Raw genomic sequence first — 22643 nt, 5'->3', positions numbered from 1 at the left:
ATGGAAACTCAAATACAGACTTCTAATAAGGTTCAGGAGAAAACTAGTAAATGGAGATTATTTTTAGATTCGGAATTTTTTTATAATTATAAAAAATCCCCTACGGCAATTATTGGTTCAATTATAGTTGTCTCTGTACTTTTAATTGCTATACTGGGTCCATTATTTACAGTGCAAAACCCCTATGATATGTCTAATATAGATTTAAATAATGCATATAAGCCTCCTGCATGGAATGAAGGAGGAGAGGCAAGATTTTTCTTGGGCACTGACCAACAGGGAAGGGATATTTTTAGTGCTATAGTATATGGAAGTAGAGTTTCTTTAATTATAGGTATAGCTGGAACATTTTTAGCCAGTGTCATAGGCATAGTATTGGGACTTATGTCAGGATATTTTGGAGGAAAAGTGGATGTAATAATTATGCGTATAGCTGATATACAGCTTTCTTTTCCCACGATGTTAATTGCAATATTTTTAATGTCTCTAATTGGTAGAGGAATAATTAATATATTAATAGCACTGTCCTTAGTGGGATGGGTAAGATACGCCAGAACAGTAAGAGGAGAGACACTTTCGGTAAAAAAGAAAGAGTTCATTGAGGCTACAAAGGTTATAGGGCTTCATAATTTTAAGATTATATTTAAACATGTACTACCCAACGTGTTCACATCTATTATAGTATTATCAACTATTCAGGTGGGTTCCTTTATACTTACAGAGGCAACTTTAAGTTTTTTAGGGTTGGGAGTTCCTGTCACTAAACCATCTTTAGGTATGCTGTGTAACAATGGTTTTAATGTACTGTACAGTGGATTATGGTGGGTATCTATTTTTCCAGGATTGTATATTATGATTATTGTTTTTGGCATAAATTTGTTAGGTGATTTTTTAAGAGATGAATTAAATCCTAAGCTGAAATAAAAGAGGTGATAGAATGAAAAAGAAATTATTGGAAGTCAAAAATCTAAGAACATATTTCCATACCTTTAAAGGAACGGTAAAGGCTGTAGATGATATAAGTTTTGATATAGATGAAGGAGAAATATTGGGTGTTGTAGGAGAATCTGGAGGAGGCAAATCTATTACAGGTTTCTCTGTAATAAAACTGATAGATAAGCCGGGAAAGATAGAAACGGGAGAAATAATATTTGATGGGCAAGATCTAATGGAAAAATCAGAAAATCAAATGAACAATATTAGAGGTAAAGAGATTTCTATGGTTTTCCAAGACCCTATGACATCATTGAATCCAGTATATACAATAGGAGAGCAAATGGAAGAAGTATTGATACTTCATGAAAAGTTGACAAAGGAACAAAGACGGAAAAGATGTGTAGAACTTTTAAAATCAGTGGGCATTTCTAATCCTGAAAGTAGATTGAAAAGCTATCCTCATCAATTTAGTGGTGGTATGAGACAGAGGGTAGTTATAGCAATAGCACTTGCAGCAAATCCAAAACTTATAATAGCAGACGAGCCAACTACTGCTCTAGATGTTACGATACAGGCACAGATATTAAGATTGATGACAAATCTTGTAAAGGAGCAAGGCTGTTCATTGATGTTAATAACCCATGATTTAGCTGTTGTGTCTGAAGTAGCGGATAGAATAAATGTTATGTATTGTGGAAAGATTGTTGAAACTGGAGATACAAAGAGTATCGTAGAAGATTACGTACATCCATATACAAAGGGACTTATAGGTTCAATTCCTGATCTTGATAAAGATAAGGATAGACTGGAAGCAATACCTGGCATTGTACCAAATATGTTTAATCTTCCTAAAGGATGTAATTTTTCTCCTAGATGTAAGCACTGTCAGGATATTTGTAAAGAACAAGAACCTGAACTTGTAGAAGTTTCTCGTGGACACTATGTTGCATGTCACTTCCCATTGAGAAAGGAGGCAGAATAGGTGGAGAAAATTCTTGAAGTAAAAAATTTAGAACAGAAATTTGATCTTAATAAAGGCTTTTTAGATAAGATTAAGTTTAGAAATGGGAAATTTATCAAGGAAGAGAGAATAGTAAATGCAGTAAATAATATAAGTTTTTCCATTGACAAGGGTAAAGTTTTTAGTTTAGTTGGAGAGTCGGGATGTGGGAAATCTACAACTGCTAGAACAGTGATTAAGCTTATTGATCCTAAAGGTGGACAGATTAATTTTAATGGAGAAGATATAACAGATCTTACTGGAAATGAGATGCTCAAATATAGAAAGAAGATGCAAATGATATTTCAAGATCCATATGCTTCATTAAATCCACGACAGAAGGTATTAGATATATTGATAGAGCCTATGTTGTTTCATAAAGTTGTAAGTTCTAAAAATGAAGCCATAGAAAAGGCATTTGAGATATTACAAAAGGTGGGTATAAGGGCTGAACAGGCCACAAGGTATCCTCATCAATTTAGTGGAGGACAGAGACAGAGGATTGGTATAGCACGGGCATTGGCTGTGGAACCAGAGTTTATAATAGCAGATGAGCCTGTTTCTGCCCTTGATGTATCTATTCAAGCTCAGATATTAAATCTAATGATAGATTTAAAGGAGGAATATAATTTTTCCTATTTATTTATAGCCCATGATTTATCAGTGGTTAAGCATATAAGTGATGACCTTGGAGTTATGTATCTAGGGAAGATTGTAGAAAAGGGCAGTAAGGGACATATATTCAAAAATCCTCTACATCCATATACTAAGGCGTTGTTTTCTGCTGTACCTAAGCTATCGGGTACGAATTTGAAGAATTCTAAAAATATAGAGGGGGAAATTCCCAGCGCAATAAATTTGCCATCGGGCTGTTATTTTCATGAGAGGTGTCCATTTGCTAAGGCAATATGCTCACAAGAAATGCCAATAGAAAAGGAAGTAGAAACAGGACACTATGTATCTTGTCATCAATATTAAAATTTATGAGGTGAAAATTTTATGATGCTAAAACAACAAATTAGTGGTGAAATAGAGGGCATTAGAGAAGAATTAATAGATTTGAGCAAAAGAATTCACGAAAAACCAGAGCTTGCTTTTAATGAATACAGTGCAGTAGAAAATATAATATCATTGTTGGAGAAACACAATTTTAATGTAAAAAAGGGAATAGCAGGATTGGAAACTGCATTTAGAGCGGAATACAATGGCAAGGGCAAGGGTCCTACAGTGGCATTTTTAGCAGAGTATGATGCATTGCCAGAAATAGGCCATGGCTGTGGCCATAATTTAATAGGAACGATGTCTGTAGGGGCGGCCATAGGACTAAGTAAAGTAGCAAATAAAATTGATGGAAAAATTGTAGTAATAGGGACTCCTGGAGAAGAAGGTGGTGGAGGAAAGGTAATCATGGTCAATAAAGGTGTATTTGATGATATTGACTATGCTATGATGATACACCCTAGTACTTCAAACATTATATGCAGAGGAGGATTGGCAACTAGAAAATTGAAGATAGAATATCACGGAAAATCTGCCCACTCTTCTTCTCCAGAAGAGGGTATTAATGCATTACAAGCGGTAATACATACATTCAATTTCATAGACCATATAAGGGCCATCCTTCCTTTAAAATCAAATATAAATGGAATAATAACAGAAGGGGGAAAAGTACCCAATGTTATCCCTGATTATGCCTGTTGTTCCTTTAGTGTAAGGGCAGATACTGTTAGTGATTTGAAAATAGTTGTAAAACATATAGAACATATAGTTAAGTCTATAGAAAATTTTATGGGAGTAAAGGCCAATATTAGTAAGACCCTTGTTTATACAGAGAGATATCCCAATAAATTTATAGCTGAAAAACTAAAGGATAACATAGCACAATTTGGCGAAGAAATGCATTATCCAAAACCAAATATAAAATATGGCTCGTCAGACATTGGAAATGTAAGTCTTGTAGTACCAGCTATACATTCATATCTAAAAATAGCAGAACTAGGAACTATTAGTCATTCCATGGCATTTACTAATGCAGCTATAACTGAGAATGCCCATAATCAAATGATGAAAGGAGCCAAGGCCTTAGCTTTAACAGGATTTGATATATTTAGTGATGAAAAATTAAGACAGGATATCTATGATGAATTTTATAAAACTGTACCCAAATATGATAAATATGATATAGAATAAAATAAATCTTATTATTAAGTCTTGTGCAAAAGCATAAGGCTTTTATTTTGTACTGAATTTTTTATATTATACATAATAATAAGTTTAAATAATATAAAGATTAAAATGGATGGGGTGATAAACAATATGAAAGATAAGTTTACTTACTCTAAATGTTTTGTTTCAACAGATAAACTTTATGATAAAAGGGAATATGAACTTTTAAAGGATTGCTTTAACTTTGCAATAGATCAAGTGAATATAAGCTCTGGACTTTTAGTACTTTATGTTGAAGATGGCTATGTTATTTTAGTATATGACTTCAAAAGCAAATCATATATGTATCAGTATCAAGGTAAGAAAATTATATATGATTATGAAAAGGATGCTAACATATGTTTTTATAGCAAAGAAGTCATTGATGAAGGCAGAAGTATTTGTATTTTGAATTTTATTGACAATGAAAAAATAAGTGACAATGTAAATAAACTATTAGATAAAGTATCTAATATAATTAAGAATATTTTTAAGATATCTCAAAAGTATTCTCGGTATGGAGAGATGGTACTAAAGGCTTTAGATAATGTAAATGACAGTATTTCTTACTGTGACAAGGATGGCTATGTGAAATATGCCAATAAATCATGTTTCAAGGTATTAGAGACTAATAAACAGGAGTTATTTAAAAAACATCTGTCAGAACTTACTATTGGAAAACCGATGCTATTAGAGATATTAAAAAATAAAAAGAGCATAGTAGATGTTGAATATTTTATAAAATACAATGGCAAGAAATTTCATTTTATAAATTCAGGATATCCAGTGTATTCTGATGATGGAAAGGTGATTGGAGCGATAGATATATTTAGAAGTATGGAGCGTTCTAGAAGATTTGCCAACAATATAGCAGGATATCGAGCATTCTTTACATTTGATGATTTAATAGGTCAAAGTATACAAATGCTTAGGCTAATAGATCGTGGAAAAAAATTTGCGAAGAGTGATGAAACAATTCTTATATTAGGTGAAAGTGGGACAGGAAAAGAGCTAATAGCTCAGTCTATACACAATTATAGTAGTAGAAGCAAAGGGCCTTTTATAGCCTTGAATTGTGCCAATTTTCCCAATGAGCTTATAGATAGTGAGTTATTTGGTTATGAAGAGGGTGCATTTACAGGGGCTCGAAAAGGTGGAAAACAGGGGAAATTTGAACTTGCAAGTGGCGGCACACTTTTCCTTGACGAGATAGGAGAAATGCAAATTCATCTTCAAGCTAAATTATTGAGAGTACTTGAAACTATGTGTATAACTAGAATAGGTGGTAATAGTCAAGTAAAGCTCGATGTAAGAATAATAGCTGCAACAAATAGAAAATTGGAAAGACTTGTAGAGGAGGGGAAATTTAGAAGGGATTTGTATTATAGACTTAAGGTGCTTTGCATTGTGGCATCTCCCCTTAGAGAGAGAAAAGAAGATATAATACTTTTAGCTAGGTATTTTATAGAAAAAATAAGTAAAAAATCAGGCAAAAGGGCTATGGATATTGAAGATAGTGCTATAGAAATCCTATTGAATTATTCATGGCCTGGAAATGTAAGAGAACTTGAAAATTTAATATCAAGGATTATTTTTTTATGTGAGGGAAATAAGATAACAGAGAAGACTTTATATGATGCTGGAATGCAGGCACAGGGATATGACGAAATAATAAAAAGAAACATTATAAAAATAGATAAAAAAATATTAACGGATATGATGTCAAAAATGGGGGGAAATAAAAAGAAAACAGCAGAGGCATTGGGCATTTCAAGGCCTACATTATATAAAATGCTTAAAAAATATGATGTGAAATAATGTAAATCCTTTACATGTAAAGGGTTTACATATAAAGATTTGGTTAGAATATCTAGATTGATAAGGATAATAAGTAATATTAGGCTGTGAAGAGTGTAAATCATTTTACATTCTTTACAGTCTTTTTTTGTGTATTGGATATAGTTAATCCTGTAAAATGGCTGCATGTAGCTAATATTATGCTTTGATTATTTTTGGTATGTAAATTGCTACTATTATATGTAGAATCTATTAACAAGTTTATAAAAGAAAGGGATGATGCTATGGGTGTAGATTAAAGGGTCAATAAAAATAAGTTTAAATTCCAGTGTGTTGAGGAGGTTTAATAATTATGTTAAAGAATGTAAATCAGAATCATATTATTGCTTCTAAAGAAAAGAAGTATGTATCCAATAGTCAGAAGATACCCTATTATCCTGTGGCTTTTCAAAAAGGAAAGGGAGCATTGTTATACGATTATGAAAATAGGGAATATATAGACTTTCTATCTAGTGCATCTTCAGCAAATATAGGACATGGAAATAAAGAGATAGCAAAAGTGGTAAAGGAACAGATGGAAAATCTAGCTCAATATACATTGGCGTATTTTTATGCCAGAGAACCAGTTGAACTTGCAAGAAAACTAATAAGTGTGGCACCGGGTGATGATAATAAGAAGGTAATGTTTAGTACTACAGGGTCTGCGTCAATAGACGGTGCTATTAAATTGGCAAGAGCATATACAGGTAGAAGTAAGATAATATCGTTTTGTGAATCATATCATGGGAGCACATATGGGGCCTTATCTATATCTGCAATAAATACAAATATGAGGAAAAATATCGGCCCTTTACTTCCTGAAGTATACCATTTCAACTATCCAAATTGTATTAGATGTAGATATGGCAAAAAAGAGAAAAGTTGTAAAAAGGAGTGTCTTAAAGATATAGAGTATGCGTTTAATTATTATTTACCAGCAGAAGAAGTGGCAGCTGTTTTTATAGAACCTATAGCTGGAGATGCTGGGCTGATAGTTCCTCCTAAGAGATATATGAAAGCATTGCATGAATTATGTAAAAAGAATGGGATATTATTTATATCTGATGAAATACAACAGGGAGTTGGAAGAACTGGGAAATGGTTTGGGATTGAACATTTTGATATAGAGCCAGATCTTATAGTACTAGGTAAATCTATAGGAGGAGGTCTTCCTCTTGGAATTGTAATAGGAAAATCAGATATAATGGATAGCTTGGATGCACCTGGGCATCTGTTTTCTATGACAGGCAATTCTACTGTTTGTGCTGCTGCTTTAAAGATGATTGAAATTTTTGAGAGAGAAGATTTAAATACTAGGGCGTATGAAATGGGAGAATACATCAAAAATAGATTTTTAGAACTTAAAGAAAAATATGAAATTATTGGTGATGTAAGAGGAGTAGGAATGTCCATAGCTGTAGATTTGGTAAAAAACAGGAATACTATGGAGAAAAATTATGAAGCAGCTGCAAAGATATGTTATAGATGTATCGAAAGGGGACTAATACTCATATTCATAGGACAGTCGGTGTTAAGAGTACAGCCTCCAATAGTTATAACAAAGGAACAAGTGGATAAAGCATTGGACATAGTAGAAAAATCTATAAATGAATATTTAAATGGGCAGATAGGTGAAGAGGTATTTAAAATCACTAAAGGGTGGTAAGTGGAAGTTTATAAAATATGTAACAGCAGCGGAACAATATTCTGAATTTTCAAAATCAATAAAGTGAAGGGAGATGTATTATGGCAAAATCAGTTGGAAGAAAAAAGAGTTTCTTTGATGGTGCTTTTGGGCGATATTTGATTCCAGGGATTGTGCTTCAATCAGTCTTAATAGGTGGAGGTTATGCAACTGGTCGTGAAATTGTGGCGTTTGGAGCTAAATTTGGTGCCCTTGGATGGCTTGGAGGATTAGGTATATTTATTGGATTCACTCTTATTAGCGTATTGACATTTGAAATTGCAAGGATATATAGAACTTATAACTATAAATCTTTAGTTAAGCAGATAGCAGGTAAATTAAGTGTTGTTTATGATGTGATATATATTTTATTGTCTATAATTATAATAGCAGTAATGTCTTCAGCTACTGGAGAAATTGTAAATAAAACATTGGGACTGTCCTATTGGGTGGGAGTAGGTGGAGTTGTAGTTTTGGTTGGTATCCTTAATTTTTATGGAAGTTGGCTAATTGAGAGGTTTGAAACATATGGAACAATAGCATTATATATAGGTTATATAATTTTTAGTGTAATAGTTATATCAAGCACAAGGGAAAATATACATAATGTATTTATCAATACAGATACTAGTTATATACAGGGAAGTATAGGGATTGGAACTGTGCTCTGGACTGGGATAGTATATGTGGGATATAATGTCGTAGTTTATCCAGCAACTCTTTTTACACTTGAACGACAGACAAAGAGAAGAGAAACTATAATATCGGGAATAATTTCAGGAGTCCTTATGACCATACCTTGGTTTATGACATATTTTTCTATTATGGGATATTATCCTTCGAAGGATATACTTGAAGCTGGAGTTCCATGGCTAGGGATGCTTCAAAAGGCTGGAGGGTCATGGGTAATTGCAGTATTTGGAATGGTCATGGGCTGGACTTTTATAGAAACATCCACAGGAATACTCCATGCACTTGCGGAAAGAATAGATGGAGGACTTAGAGAAATAGGAAAAAAGACTATGACAAATTCTCAAAAAGCAGGGCTTACAGTAGGTGTATTAATATTTGCAATGGGACTTTCTAAAATAGGAATAGTAGATCTCATAAGCAAGGGATATACTTTAATGGCATATGGAATGATATTGGTATATGCTATTCCATTATTGACAATAGGTCTTTATAAAATAATCAAACATGATAAAAAAACAAGGATTTTGTAAAGCTAGTCCATAGTGCGTAGAATATAAAGATGTTAGTAGGTAACAGTTAGTGGTTAGTAGTTGATGGTGGGAATCCATAGGATTTCATCGTTAAACTACTAACTACTAGCTACGAACTACTAACATCTTTATATCTTTGTCAATATTCTAAGATAATTTTATAAAATGTGTTTTTTATTTTAGTTATATGAATATAAAACTGATATGTTTCACAAAATATCACTATGTATGACTAAAAAATCATAAGGATGTGATCAAAATAAAAGCAGTAATCATGGCTGGTGGAAAGGGAACTAGACTTAGACCTTTGACATGTGATTTGCCAAAACCTATGGTTCCATTATTAAACAAACCAGTGATGGAATACACATTGGAGCTTTTACAAAAATATGACATAACAGATGTTGGTGTAACTTTGGCATATTTGCCTGATAATATAGAAGAATATTTTTCTAATAAATATGGACCATTAAATATTAGATACTTTGTAGAAGATATACCTCTAGGCACTGGAGGTAGCGTAAAAAATGCAGAAGAATTTTTAGATGATACCTTTATAGTAATTAGTGGTGATGCTATTACAGATATGAATATAAAAAAGGCCTTAGAATTTCATAAAAGGAAAGGTTCTAAAGCTACATTGGTGTTAAAAAAAGAACCAGTGCCCTTGGAATATGGAGTCATATTATTAGATAGGGAAGGCAAAGTAAAACAGTTTTTAGAAAAACCCAGTTGGGGAGAGGTATTTAGCGATACTATAAATACAGGTATATATATATTAGAGCCAGAGGTATTGAATTACTATAAAAAAGGAGAGAATTTTGATTTTAGCAAGGATTTATTTCCTAAGCTTTTAAGGGATAGAGTACCTATATATGGTTATGTTACTGAAAATTATTGGTGTGATATTGGGGACTTAAATTCCTATAAAGAAACTCAATTTTATATGTTAGATAAGAATATAGATGTTCATATAAAGGGAAAAGAAATAAAACCCAATATATGGATAGGTAAAGATACAATTGTAGGTAAAAATGTAAAAATTACTCCCCCGATATTTATAGGAAATAATTGTGAAATTGAAGATGGAGTTGAATTGAATAGTTATTCTATAATAGGTGATAATTGCAAGATAGGGACAAATAGTTCTATAAAGAGAAGTATATTGTGGAATGGCGTAGATATAGGAGAAAATAATGAGATAAGGGGATCTGTTTTATGTGACCATGTCCATACCCATAAAAATGTTTCTATTTATGAAGATGCTGTAATAGGTACCTCTACTCATCTACTATCAAATGCATCTATAAGTTCTTCGGTAAAGATATGGCCTAATAAAAAAGTAGACGATGGTACTAAGGTATATGAAGACATAATATGGGGTACTAAATATACTAAAAATATTTTTGGCCAAAGGAATATATCGGGGCATTTAAATAAAGAAATGACATCGGAATTTGCATCCAAATTAGGAGGAGCATTTGCTTCGGCTATGGGCAATAAAGATATATTTGTTATAGGTTGCAATGGTTCCTACGGAACTCAATATCTAAAAAATGCATTAATTAGTGGCATAATGGCTACTGGAGCATATGTTATAGATATCAAGGAGACATTAATGCCCATAACTCGGTTTGCTATTGATTTTTTTGGAGCTAAGGGTGGGATATATGTAGATACTGATTATATGGATAAAGATAGAGTACAGATAGAGCTTATGAATAGTAATGGAGCTAATATAGATAGGGCAAAGGAGAGAAAGGTTGAAAATTTATTAAATAGGGGAGATTATCCCATATGTGGATATAGAGATGTAAAAGTGCCTTTGGAGATAAATAATTTTAATATCTATTATATTAAAAGAAATATCGAGGAGATTGAAAGGTACAAAAGTGATGGAAAAAAGATAAAGATTGTATTGGCCTCTTATGCTAAAGAAGCTATAGATATAGCTCAAAGCATGTTAGATTATATGGGAGTAGATATTCAAGGAATAGATATTATAGATACAACAACAAAATTAGACGACTATGTAGAACTGATGACAAATAAGATTAAAAAGCATAAATATGATTTAGGTATTATACTTAGTGGAAATGGAGAACAAGTTTGGCTCATTGATTCACAAGGAAATATTGTTAATGGACATAGGTATTTTTTATTAGCAGTTCTCATTATGCTAAAAAAAGGTTTTAAGGAAAAAATAATTGTACCATATCATTATCCAGATGTAATAGAAAGAATGACTAAAAAATATGACATAGAGACTAAAAGGGTAAAATCCGATATTTCATCTATAATGAATGAGACATTAAAATCTGCTGCAAACAAAACAAAAAATCAATATAATCTAATTTTTGATGGGATATTAGGGACAGTTACAATATTAGATTATATGGTAAAGGAAAATGTATCATTGGCAAAAATATTGGAAGAAATACCTGATTATCATTTCATAAAGAGGGATGTACATTGTCAATGGGATAAAAAGGGAGAGATCCTGAGAAAGATTATTGAGGATCACGAAAATGATAATATTGAGATGTTTGAAGGGGTTAAAATCAATGATGATAGGGGTTGGGCATTAATTTTGCCCCATAGTGAAAAGCCTCTTTTTAAGATATATGCCCAGGGAGACTCAGAAGAATTTGCTAAAGAACTTTCTATATTCTATGATGATAAATTGAAAGAAATGGTAAAAAACAGTACCTTGGAGACTTAGGCTGATAAGGGAGAGATTAGACAATGGATATGAGAGATAAGGAAACAAAGGGATACTACAATATATCTGATAGAAAGAAATTTCCCCAAAAGTTAATTAGAAGGCTTGAAAAAAACTTTGAGGAAATTACTAATTTTTATATGGAGATAAATAAAGACTCCCAAAACAAAACAAACATTCCTGAGTATCAGTGGTTACTTGACAATTATTATATAGTAGAAGAACAAATAAATGAGTTAAAATTGAAGGTAAAAAAGAATAAATTTTTGAGATTAGAAATTATAGACAAAGGTCCTTTTGAGGGATATCCCAGGGCCTTTGCTATTACATTGGATTATATAAATAGAAATAGTGGGAAACTAGACGAAATAGATTTTATAGATTATATAAGGGATTATCAAAAAAGTAATATATTATCAATAGGTGAGGTATGGTCTTTAGCAATTATGATGAGAATTGCTTTAGTAGATTATATACACTATATATGTAGAAATATAAAAAAAGCAGATAAGATATCAGAAGAAAGGGAAGATTGGTCTGTATATCTGGGAAATTGCATAACTAGTTTAAGAATGGTATCTTTATTAGATTGGAAGGATATATTTGAATCAATATGTGTAATAAATAAAATACTATTACAGGATCCATCTGGGATATATGAGAAAATGGATTTTGATTCTAGAGATTATTATAGAAAAGAGATAGAGTTAATATCTGAAAAAATAGGGGTTTCAGAATCAATAGTTACAAAGAAGGCAATAGAATTGTCTAAGAAACAAAATAACTATAGAGAACGGCATGTGGGGTATTATCTTGTAGACGTTGGAAGAAAAAAATTATTCAAAGGGTTAAATTACAATAGTGACAGTGATTATTATCATAATTATCCTGTTGGGGCATATGTAATACCTATTATAATTTTAAGTTTAATAGGGTCATTGATTTTTGGTATTTATGGATATAGATATTACAATAATATAGCTATAGGAATAGTATTTTTATTCATGGCATTTATACCTGTTAGTAGTATTGCTGTTACTATATTGAATTGGATCATTATTCATAGAATAAATCCAGTATTATTACCTAAGCTAAAATATAAATCAGAAATCCCTGAAGAAAGCACTACTTTAGTGGTTATTCCATCTTTGATAACTGATACACGAGGAGTAGAGGAATTAACAGAACAATTGGAAGTGCATTATTTATCTAATAAAGAAAAAAATATATATTTTGCTATTGCAGGAGATTTTAAAGACAATGATAAAAAGATAGATGGCAATGATCAGGAAATAATTAGATACGCTAAGGAAAAAATACAAAATTTAAATAAGAAATATAGTCATGATAATGAGCCCTTATTTTATTATTTTCATAGAGCAAGATCCTATGTTGAAGTGGAAAAGAAATGGATGGGATGGGAAAGAAAGAGAGGGGCTTTGGTTGAATTAAATAGAGTTTTAACGGGTACTAAAGATACATCTTACAATGTAATATATCCAGAAATAGATAATATAAAAGATAAAATAAAATATATAATAACAGTAGATGCTGATACTAGAATGCCCTTTGATACAGCAAAGAAACTTATAGGAACTATATCTCATCCGTTAAACAAGGCATATTTAGATAGTGAAAAGGGAATTGTGACAAAGGGATATGGGATCATACAACCTAGAATAGGAATAAATATAGAAAGCATAAATGAGAGTAATTTTGCTAAGATTTTCGCAGGACAAGGAGGATTAGACCCATATACCACTGCTGCATCAGATGTATATCAAGACTTATTTCGAGAGGGAATATTTACAGGAAAAGGCATATATGATTTACATATATTTAATAAAGTATTGGATAAAGCTATACCAGAGAATAAAGTATTAAGTCATGATTTGTTAGAAGGTAGCTATATTAGGACAGGACTTGCTACAGATATAGTACTATATGATGACTATCCTAAAAAGTATATTTCTCATATTAAGAGACAGCACCGATGGATAAGAGGAGATTGGCAAATTATATCTTGGCTAAGTAGCAAAAGCCCCATAAATAGACTGTCTAAATGGAAAATATTAGATAATATCAGGAGGAGTATTTTTGAACCTTCTTTAGTGTTATTAATATTATTAGGTGGTTTTTTATTTCCTAAAGCTATAGGAACAATGCTTTTATTAATAGCTTTAATTATGTTTTTTCCTTTTTTTATAGATATTGTAGGTTATTTTTATGATAAACAATATAAAAATAATAAGGGAAATATGATACAGCATCTGTATAGAACAATATTAAATATAATTTTTTTATTTCATCGAGGATATGTATATAGTGATGCTATAATAAGGGCTATATACAGAATGGGTATTTCAAAAAAGAATATCCTTCAATGGACTACAGCTAAAGATGTAGAAAAGAAATCTCAGAGTGATTTAATGGGATATATAAGGAAGATGAATATTGGTATATTAGTACCTATTTTATATTTAGCCTATATCTTTGTCTTTAAAATAAGTGATATGTTTTTATTAGTCCCCCTTTTAGTATTATGGACAATATCACCATATATAGCTTATACAATTAGCAAGGACAAAGAAGAAGAAATAGTTCAGTTAGAGGAAAAAGATAAAAATACAATAAGAAGGATAGCTAGAAAGACATGGGATTACTATGAAGAATTTGTAAATGAAAGTTCTAATTTTTTGCCTCCAGATAATTATCAGGAAGAGCCTAAAAATGCAGTGGATTATAGAACGTCTCCAACTAATATAGGATTTTTATTAATATCTATTGTTGGAGCAGTAGACCTAGGATATATAACTATTACTAATATGGTAGAGAAATTGATAAATACTATAAATACATTAAAAGATATGGAAACATATAGAGGACATTTATATAATTGGTATGACATAAAGACTTTGGAACCTTTGAAACCAGTATTTATTTCTACTGTAGATAGTGGAAACTTTGCATCATATTTACTTGTATTGAAACAGGGATTAATAGAGTACAAAGATAGGCCTTTAATTAATAAAGCTATTTTTGATGGATTAAAAGATACTTTGTATTTAGCAGGATATGAGGATAAAAAAGATAGTGATATTTTCCAACTAATTGACTTTGAATACAATTATTCTATTGAAAAAACTATAGAAAATCTCAATAAGCTTTTAGAAGAAATAAATGGTGAAGAAAAATGGATATTGAAGTTTAGAAAGATGGTAGAAGCAATACTGAAGGATATAGATATGGTATTTTTAGATGAGTCAAAGGTAACAGAAATTATTGAATTGGAAAATAATAGAGGGCTAGATGATGTAGAAAATGAATTAAATAAACTAGATAGATCTATGTCCTTAAAAGACTTAAAAAAACTTTATAAAAAATTACTAGACAGTGCTGGTAAAAATCAAAATTTGAGAGAATATATATTAAAATATATAGATAGTATAGATACGTATATAGACAAAATAGATAAACTTATAAATGATATTCAATTATTTTTTGATAATATGGAGTTTGGATTTTTATATGATGACAATAGAAACCTTCTTTCTGTGGGATATGATGTGGAGGAGGGCAAATTAATACCTTCATTCTATGATTTATTGGCTTCAGAGGCTAGAGTATCTAGCTTTATTGCTATATCAAAGGGAGAAATACCTGTAAAGCATTGGTTTAAATTATCTAGGGCATTGACATCTTTAGGTAAATATAGGAGTTTGGTATCTTGGACAGGGACAATGTTTGAGTATTTTATGCCATTATTGGTATTTAAAAATAAACGGAATACATTGTTTGATGAAACATACAATGCTGTAATAATGGAACAGAAAAAATACGCTAGAATTAAAGGCATACCTTGGGGGATATCAGAATCTGGATATTTTGGATTTGATATAAATTATAGATACCAATATAAAGCATTTGGGGTCCCTGATTTAGGATTGAAAAGAGGACTGGGAGAAGATATTGTAGTTTCACCTTATTCATCTCTATTGGCATTATCTATTTCTCCTAAGGATGTGGCTATGAATATAAATAGGCTAATAGATGAACAAATGGAGGGAGAATATGGACTATATGAAGCAATGGATTATACTACTAAGAGAGTACCCAAAGGAGAAAAGAAGGGTTTAGTGAAGAGTTATATGGCCCATCATCAAGGGATGGGATTTGTAGCTATAGTAAATTATATTTGCGAAGATATAATAAAACAACGATTCCATAGGGAACCTATGGTAAAAGCTGGGGAAATATTGTTAGAGGAAAAAGTGCCATTGACAGCAGTGATGACTAAACAGCATAAGGAAGATGTGGGACCTATAAATATAGATAGAGAAAATTATCGTAAAGAAAATGTTAGAATATATACAGAAGAAGAAGGTCAATCTTTACCTCATTGTCATTTGATATCAAATGGAAAATATACAGTTTTACTTACCCATAAGGGAACAGGTTACAGTAAGTTGGAAGATATTCAAATAACTAGATGGAGAAAAGATATCCTTTTAGAGCAATATGGTACATTTATATTTATAAAGAATTTGAAAGAGGGACTCCACTGGTCTGCTGGAACAGCACCTATAGATAAGGTTCCCGATGGATATAAAGTGGTATTTTCTGATAATAAAGCCAAGTATATAAGATTAGATAATAATATAGAGACTGTAACAGAAGTAATAGTTGCACCTGAAGATAATATTGAAATAAGAAGGGTGACATTGAACAATCATAGTACAAAAGATGTGGAGTTTCAGGTTACCAGTTATATGGAACCAGTAATAGGTTCTCATTTGGGAGATTTAGCCCATAGTGCATTTAGTAATCTTTTTGTTAGAACAGATTTTATTAAGGAATATAACACATTATTGGCATGGAGAAGACCAAGAATTCAGGAAGAAGACAGTATTTGGGCTATTCATAAAGTAGTATTAGATGAAGAATTAAAAGTAGATTTTGAAACTAATAGGGATAATTTTATTGGTAGAGGTAAGGACATCTCTAGTCCTAAATCTATTAATACTCCATTGACCAATACAAAGTCTGTAGTACTGGATCCTGTGATGTCATTGAGGACCAATGTGAATATAAAAGCAGGAAAAAAATATACATTAAGTTTCATAACAGGAATAGCAGAAGATAAGAAATCTGCCATAAGGTTAGCTAGGAAGTATGAGAATTCCAATGTAATAGATAAAGTATTTGAAAATATCCAAATGAAAGGGCTAGGAGAATATAAGTATCTAAATATACCCACTGATGAAATAACACTATACCAAGAGCTTTTACCTCATATATTATTTAATAGTCCCACACGAAGGAACTATAAAGAATTTATTGTTAAAAATATAGAGAGTCAAAGGGGACTTTGGAAATATGGAATATCAGGTGATAATCCTATAACTTTGGTGAGTGTATCAGAGGATGAGGATATGGATATCGTAGATAAAACCATAAATGCCCATTCATATTGGAGAATTTTAGGTATTGAGACTGATTTAGTATTTTTAATCAATAGTAAAGATGTATACTTTAATAAAGTTAGAAATGAGATAAGAGAGAGGTTACAAAAAAACAATGAAAATGCTCTAGAAAATGTTTCAGGGGGCATATTTATAATAGATGATGAAGGATTGTCTCAGGAAGACAGATGCCTTATATTTGGAAGTTCTAAACTGATATTGGATTCAACTAAAGGGCCGATAGAAGAACAAATAAAGGTATCAGTAATTCCATATGAATTACCAAAAATAAAGAAGTTTTATAAAAACAATATAATATATGTGGATATGGAAAGGGATATAGCATTAGATTACTATAATGGGTATGGAGGATTTAGTAAGGACGGTAGGGAGTATATAATAACGTTAAAAGATGGTTTTAATACTCCAGCACCATGGGTTAATGTATTATCAAATAAAAAATTCGGCTGTATAGTTACAGAAAGTGGTTCAGGATTTACATGGTCGGAGAATAGTCAGAAAAATAGATTAACTCAGTGGTCCAATGATCCAGTAACAGATCCACCCCAAGAGATTATATATATAAGAGACGAAGAGACAGGAGATGTATGGAGTATAACACCTTTGCCTATAAGAGAAAAAGGAAAATATATAATAAGGCACGGAAAGGGATATACAACCTTTGAACATAATACCCATGGTTTTGAAAATAAACTTACAGTATTTGTTCCAGAAAAGGATTCAGTAAAGGTCAATTTGATAAATATAAAAAATGTATCTGGATTCAGCAGAAGATTGACATTGACATATTTTGTTCGACCAGTTTTGGGAGAAAACTATACAAAAACTAATCAGCATATAAAGACTTGGATAGATGAAGACACAGGGACATTTTGTATGGATAATAAATATAGCATAGATTATTCAAATAATATTTCTTTTTTAGATGTATCTAATTTATCTAGAAGTTATACTGGCAATGAGTGGGAATTCATAGGTGCTGATGGCTCTATAGATTCACCAGAGGCACTGAAGAGAGATGGACTGTCCAATGAAACAGGTATATTTACATCTCCATGTGGATGTGTTCAAACATCTATAGAGATAGGACATAATCAAGATTTAGATATAAGTTTTATATTTGGTCAGGAAAGTAATATGGATACTATAAAAAATATAGCCCATAAATATAGAGATATACAGTCGTGCAAAGAAGAACTAGACAATATTAAACAATATTGGCTCAGGGAGCTATCAAGTATTCAGATTGAGACTCCAGATAAATCAATGGACCTGATGATAAATGGATGGTTAATGTATCAAAATATTGCATGTAGGATATGGGCAAGATCTGCATTTTACCAATCAGGAGGGGCATATGGATTTAGAGATCAATTGCAAGATTCTGTAAATGCCATATACCTAGATAGTGAATTGACAAAAAAACAGATATTGCTGCATTGTAGACATCAATTTAAGGAAGGAGATGTACAACATTGGTGGCATCCTGGAGGCGAAGATCAAGGAAGTCCAGGAATAAGGACTAGATTTTCCGATGATTTACTATGGTTGGCCTTTGGAGTATTGGAGTATATAGAGATAACAGGTGATTATGATATATTGGATGAGAAAGAACCTTTTATAGAAGGAGAACTGCTAAAAGAGGGGGAAGATGAAAAGTATGGCATACCTGCTGTTTCATCAGAAGTAGGAACGGTATATGATCATATAAATAGGTCAATAAATAGGGGATTAAAATATGGTGTCCATGGGATACCACTTATGGGTTCTGGAGATTGGAACGATGGAATGAATATGGTTGGAAATGAAGGTAGAGGAGAAAGTATATGGCTGGGATGGTTTATATCTTATATACTTTCTAAGATGATACCATTATGTGAGAGATTACAAGATTATGATAGAGTAGAATATTATAGTAATGAATTAGAAAAGATAGGTAATGCCTTGGAAAATGAGGCGTGGGATGGAAGCTGGTATAGAAGGGCATATTTTGATGATGGTACTCCTTTAGGGTCTAGAGAAAATGAAGAGTGTATGATAGATTCATTGGCACAATCCTGGTCTGTCATATCAGGAAATGGTGACAAATCTAAATCTATAGAGGCGATGAGTGAAGTAGAATCTCATTTAGTAAAATATGATAATGGTATGGTCCTACTCTTTACTCCTGCATTTGATCATGGAGCATTAAATCCAGGGTATATAAAGGGATATGTACCGGGAGTTAGAGAAAATGGGGGACAATATACCCATGCAGCTACTTGGGTAATAAGTGCATTTGCATTATTGGGAGAGGGAGATAAGGCATCTAGGATTTTTAATATGATAAATCCAATAAACCACAGTAGGACGCCTATAGAGACCAGTAATTACAAAGTCGAGCCATATGTAGTTGCTGCAGATGTATATTATAATCCCCAACATATAGGTAGAGGTGGATGGACATGGTACACAGGTGCAGCAGGTTGGATGTATAGAGTAGGAGTCAGAGATATTTTAGGATTTAGAAAAATGGGTAAAAAGATAAAAATAGAACCCTGCATACCCAAAGTGTGGAATGAATACAAAATAGATTATAGATATGAAGATACAAATTATCATATAATAGTTAAAAATCCCTATAATGTAAATAGAAATGTAAAATATATGATTATAGATGGCAAGATGGTGAAGGACAATATCATAGAATTACAAAATGATAAAAATAATCATCATATAGAAGTGGTGTTGGGATGAGGAGTTTGTAGTTAGTAGGTATTAGCTAGTAGTTAGTAGTTTATGGTAGAAATCCTATGGATTTCATCATTAAGCTACTTACTACGAACTGTTGCCTACTAACTTTTTTGTTATTTAATACAGTTATATTGTTGTAATAAAATGTCGTAAAGTAGTTGCAGGAAATTAGTTTACAAAATTGGAATGATATGGTAACATAATAAATATAGATAGCTTGTCTATATTTCACACATATAATAGTTTGTGCACAATTATTATATAGAAGTCTTATGCGTATGTTTATTAGATATGTATAAGATAAAATATTTTAGAAAGGAAGATAAAAATGAAGGTAAAAAAAATTTTAGTATGTAAATATTGTCATTAGTTTTAGTACTAAGTTCAATTACTGCTTTAGCTAATTCAACAAAATATACTTCAACTCTATCGTTGTCAATGCAAAGTTCGGCTACAGGACAAACTAGAGATTATTTTGAACCTTATCATAAAATGTCAATGCATATTGATTCAAGGGGTTACGATAATGGAGATGATGATAAAAATTATGTTGATGTAACACTGGAAAAAAAGAAAACTTTTTCATATGAAGATTGCAAAACAATTAGGAAAAATTGTAAAAATGTAGATAGCACATATTATTTTTCATATGGTAAACAGGGAAAAGGAAAGTTTAGATACTACTTTGATAATTACTATAATTATAAGGAAACATTAAACGGATATAAAAGTGATACATTTACTTCAAAAAATGTTACTATGACTTCATATGATTAAGTGACTTTATAAATTCATTGTTTTTTAGTAGAATATAATTTGATAAAAATGCAGATAATTTTATCAATGCCAAGGAACTTATTATTAATAATAAGTTCCTTGGCACATATAATGATTAGGTATATATTTTGGAAAGGAAGAAAACGTATGGATTATATTATTTCGGCATATAAACTTAATAAAGAATATACTGATGTTAAGGCACTTAAAGATGTTAGTATAAATATTGATTATCACAAGTTTTATGGAATTATGGGACCTTCAGGTTCGGGCAAAACCACATTAATCAACATGTTAGGATTGCTTGATACTCCTAATTCAGGAGAAATTTATATAAACAATGTAGATGTTTCTAAATTAAAAGAAGATGAAAGAGCAAAAATAAGAATGAAGAAAATTGGATTTATATTTCAAGCATTTTATCTTAATCCTAGTTTAAAAGCATTTGAAAATGTAATGATTCCTATGTATATTAATCCTGAATATGGAAAAGTTGATTTGAAAGAGAAAGCAATTAATTTATTAAATTCTTTAGGTTTAAGCAACAGGATTAATCATTTTCCAAGAGAATTATCTGCTGGAGAACAGCAGCGTGTTGCTATAGCGAGGGCTTTAGCCAACGATCCTCAGTGCATTATTGCAGATGAACCTACAGGCAATCTTGATACTAATAATGAAACGATAGTACTTAATAAATTAAAGGAGTTAACTAGACAAGGCAAAAGTGTTATAGTGGTTTCTCATAATGAGGTTATTGACAGTTATGCAGATAAGATATATCACATGTCTGATGGATGTCTGGAGGAGAAATAAATGGACATGAAATATTATTTTAAAATGGCTTATTTCAATATTATTCGGAATAAAAAGTCTGTGATAATTAATATTATTTTAATATCAATTGCGTTTACCATACTACTTACAATGAGCTCCATATCAACTTCTATACAGAGCTATATTGATAAGAAAGTTGTAAATACTCCACTACATAGAACATTACTTTCTGAACCTTTTATGATATGGGAAAAAGGATTAGAAGAAGAAATATATAGAATCATAAGTAATAATAATAGGATTATAGAAGCTCATGAATATTTCATGCCTAATTTATTTGATGTAGTTAATTCAGAAGAGATATTTGGAGAGACTTCAATAAATAAAGATAGGATTGCATAGTAATAGTAAAGAAATTTCAAAAGAAATAATAGCTGGAAGGGCAATTAGAGAGGATACAAATGTTGCCGTTATTCCTAAATATTTTTATCCAGATTACTTTAATGAAACTAAATTTTTAAAAGATGATATAGAGTATTTGAATGGAGAAAATTATATAGATAAAACTATAACGGTTGAATATTATTCCTATGATTATATGGATACTACATTTAAAATTAATAGAACATATAATTATACATTTAAAGTTATCGGTGTTTATGATAATGTTAATACGCTTAATGAATCTTACGATATTTATATTCCTTATAAAGATATGAAAAAAATACAGACAAATATTGAGCAAAACAGTAATGAACAAACTGAAAGTAAACAAATATATGCATTAGTAGATAATTATGCACATATGGACACAGTAATTGAAGATTTAAAAAATAATAATGTATATTTTAAAAGACAAGCAAAGGTAGGTTATATAGGTGAATTAGCAAGATATATATATGTACTTGGAAATTTGTTAAGTATATTTGTGTTTGGAATTGGAGGTAGCTATATAATGATAACAACCATAAAAGCTATTAAAAATTGTACAATGGAAATAGGATTATTAAAATCAATGGGATATACTAATAATATCATTAGAAATATAATTATTACAAATGCTACTATTACCAGGTTACTGTCAAGTAATAGTTGGCAATTATTTTTCTTTAGATTTAATCATCCAATAACTATTGATTTTTAGGTTTTAAGAGTCTGTAAATAACTTTGTGCTTTTAGGAAGTTTAAATCCAATCTGACAATAACTATTAAATTAAATAATATAGAACAAAATTGATACTAACTTTGATTATAGAATTGCCAAAGCTAT

At 31.0% G+C, this 22643-nt stretch carries 13 protein-coding genes; all 13 read left to right on the top strand.

Going from position 1 to position 22643, the window contains the following annotated elements; translation table 11 throughout:
* The gene (locus Q326_RS0105915; protein ID WP_026894530.1) at positions 1-924 is read left to right on the top strand and encodes an ABC transporter permease; all 924 of its coding nucleotides are present in this window, start codon (positions 1-3) and stop codon (positions 922-924) included.
* A gap of 13 nt (positions 925-937) precedes the next feature.
* Entirely contained in the window at positions 938-1918 is a 981-nt protein-coding gene (locus Q326_RS0105910) for an ABC transporter ATP-binding protein (RefSeq protein WP_026894529.1), read from the top strand.
* On the top strand, positions 1919-2914 hold the full coding sequence (locus Q326_RS0105905; RefSeq protein WP_026894528.1) for an ABC transporter ATP-binding protein: 996 nt from the start codon (positions 1919-1921) through the stop codon (positions 2912-2914).
* 21 nt (positions 2915-2935) lie between these two features.
* On the top strand, positions 2936-4126 hold the full coding sequence (locus tag Q326_RS0105900; protein WP_026894527.1) for a M20 family metallopeptidase: 1191 nt from the start codon (positions 2936-2938) through the stop codon (positions 4124-4126).
* A 126-nt stretch (positions 4127-4252) separates the two neighbouring features.
* Complete coding sequence (locus tag Q326_RS0105895; RefSeq protein ID WP_051531219.1) at positions 4253-5959, top strand: sigma-54 interaction domain-containing protein; 1707 nt, start codon at positions 4253-4255, stop codon at positions 5957-5959.
* 331 nt (positions 5960-6290) lie between these two features.
* Positions 6291-7643 (top strand): aminotransferase class III-fold pyridoxal phosphate-dependent enzyme, encoded by a 1353-nt coding sequence (locus Q326_RS0105890; RefSeq protein WP_026894525.1) that lies wholly within the window; start codon positions 6291-6293, stop codon positions 7641-7643.
* 80 nt (positions 7644-7723) lie between these two features.
* Entirely contained in the window at positions 7724-8884 is a 1161-nt protein-coding gene (locus Q326_RS0105885; protein WP_026894524.1) for a membrane protein, read from the top strand.
* Positions 8885-9134: 250 nt separating this feature from the next.
* A complete protein-coding gene (locus Q326_RS0105880) occupies positions 9135-11606 on the top strand; it encodes a sugar phosphate nucleotidyltransferase (protein WP_084489552.1) in 2472 nt (823 codons plus the stop codon).
* Positions 11607-11629: 23 nt separating this feature from the next.
* On the top strand, positions 11630-19825 hold the full coding sequence (locus tag Q326_RS16840; protein WP_051531215.1) for a glycoside hydrolase family 94 protein: 8196 nt from the start codon (positions 11630-11632) through the stop codon (positions 19823-19825).
* A 357-nt stretch (positions 19826-20182) separates the two neighbouring features.
* A complete protein-coding gene (locus Q326_RS0105870) occupies positions 20183-20599 on the top strand; it encodes a hypothetical protein (RefSeq protein ID WP_026894522.1) in 417 nt (138 codons plus the stop codon).
* 147 nt (positions 20600-20746) lie between these two features.
* Positions 20747-21412 carry an ABC transporter ATP-binding protein gene (locus Q326_RS0105865; protein ID WP_026894521.1) on the top strand — a complete coding sequence of 222 codons (666 nt, stop codon included), beginning with the start codon at positions 20747-20749 and terminating at the stop codon, positions 21410-21412.
* Entirely contained in the window at positions 21413-21775 is a 363-nt protein-coding gene (locus tag Q326_RS0105860; RefSeq protein ID WP_026894520.1) for a hypothetical protein, read from the top strand.
* Positions 21768-22517 (top strand): ABC transporter permease family protein, encoded by a 750-nt coding sequence (locus tag Q326_RS0105855; protein WP_026894519.1) that lies wholly within the window; start codon positions 21768-21770, stop codon positions 22515-22517. Before Q326_RS0105860 ends, Q326_RS0105855 begins: the two co-directional genes overlap by 8 nt.
* Positions 22518-22643: the final 126 nt, after the last annotated feature.

This window comes from Clostridiisalibacter paucivorans DSM 22131, assembly GCF_000620125.1.
Classification (GTDB): Bacteria; Bacillota; Clostridia; order Tissierellales; family Clostridiisalibacteraceae; genus Clostridiisalibacter; species Clostridiisalibacter paucivorans.
The sequence above is the reverse complement of the archived record's forward strand: the minus strand, read 5'-3'. Positions and strand labels throughout refer to the sequence as shown.

Bases quoted from the DNA above. Each gene is read 5' to 3' on its own strand.
- Q326_RS0105910 (WP_026894529.1), top strand. From the start codon at position 938: ATGAAAAAGAAATTATTGGAAGTCAAAAATCTAAGAACATATTTCCAT.
- Q326_RS0105900 (WP_026894527.1), top strand. From the start codon at position 2,936: ATGATGCTAAAACAACAAATTAGTGGTGAAATAGAGGGCATTAGAGAA.
- Q326_RS0105860 (WP_026894520.1), top strand. From the start codon at position 21,413: ATGGACATGAAATATTATTTTAAAATGGCTTATTTCAATATTATTCGG.
- Q326_RS0105885 (WP_026894524.1), top strand. From the start codon at position 7,724: ATGGCAAAATCAGTTGGAAGAAAAAAGAGTTTCTTTGATGGTGCTTTT.
- Q326_RS0105890 (WP_026894525.1), top strand. From the start codon at position 6,291: ATGTTAAAGAATGTAAATCAGAATCATATTATTGCTTCTAAAGAAAAG.
- Q326_RS0105915 (WP_026894530.1), top strand. From the start codon at position 1: ATGGAAACTCAAATACAGACTTCTAATAAGGTTCAGGAGAAAACTAGT.
- Q326_RS0105895 (WP_051531219.1), top strand. From the start codon at position 4,253: ATGAAAGATAAGTTTACTTACTCTAAATGTTTTGTTTCAACAGATAAA.
- Q326_RS16840 (WP_051531215.1), top strand. From the start codon at position 11,630: ATGGATATGAGAGATAAGGAAACAAAGGGATACTACAATATATCTGAT.
- Q326_RS0105865 (WP_026894521.1), top strand. From the start codon at position 20,747: ATGGATTATATTATTTCGGCATATAAACTTAATAAAGAATATACTGAT.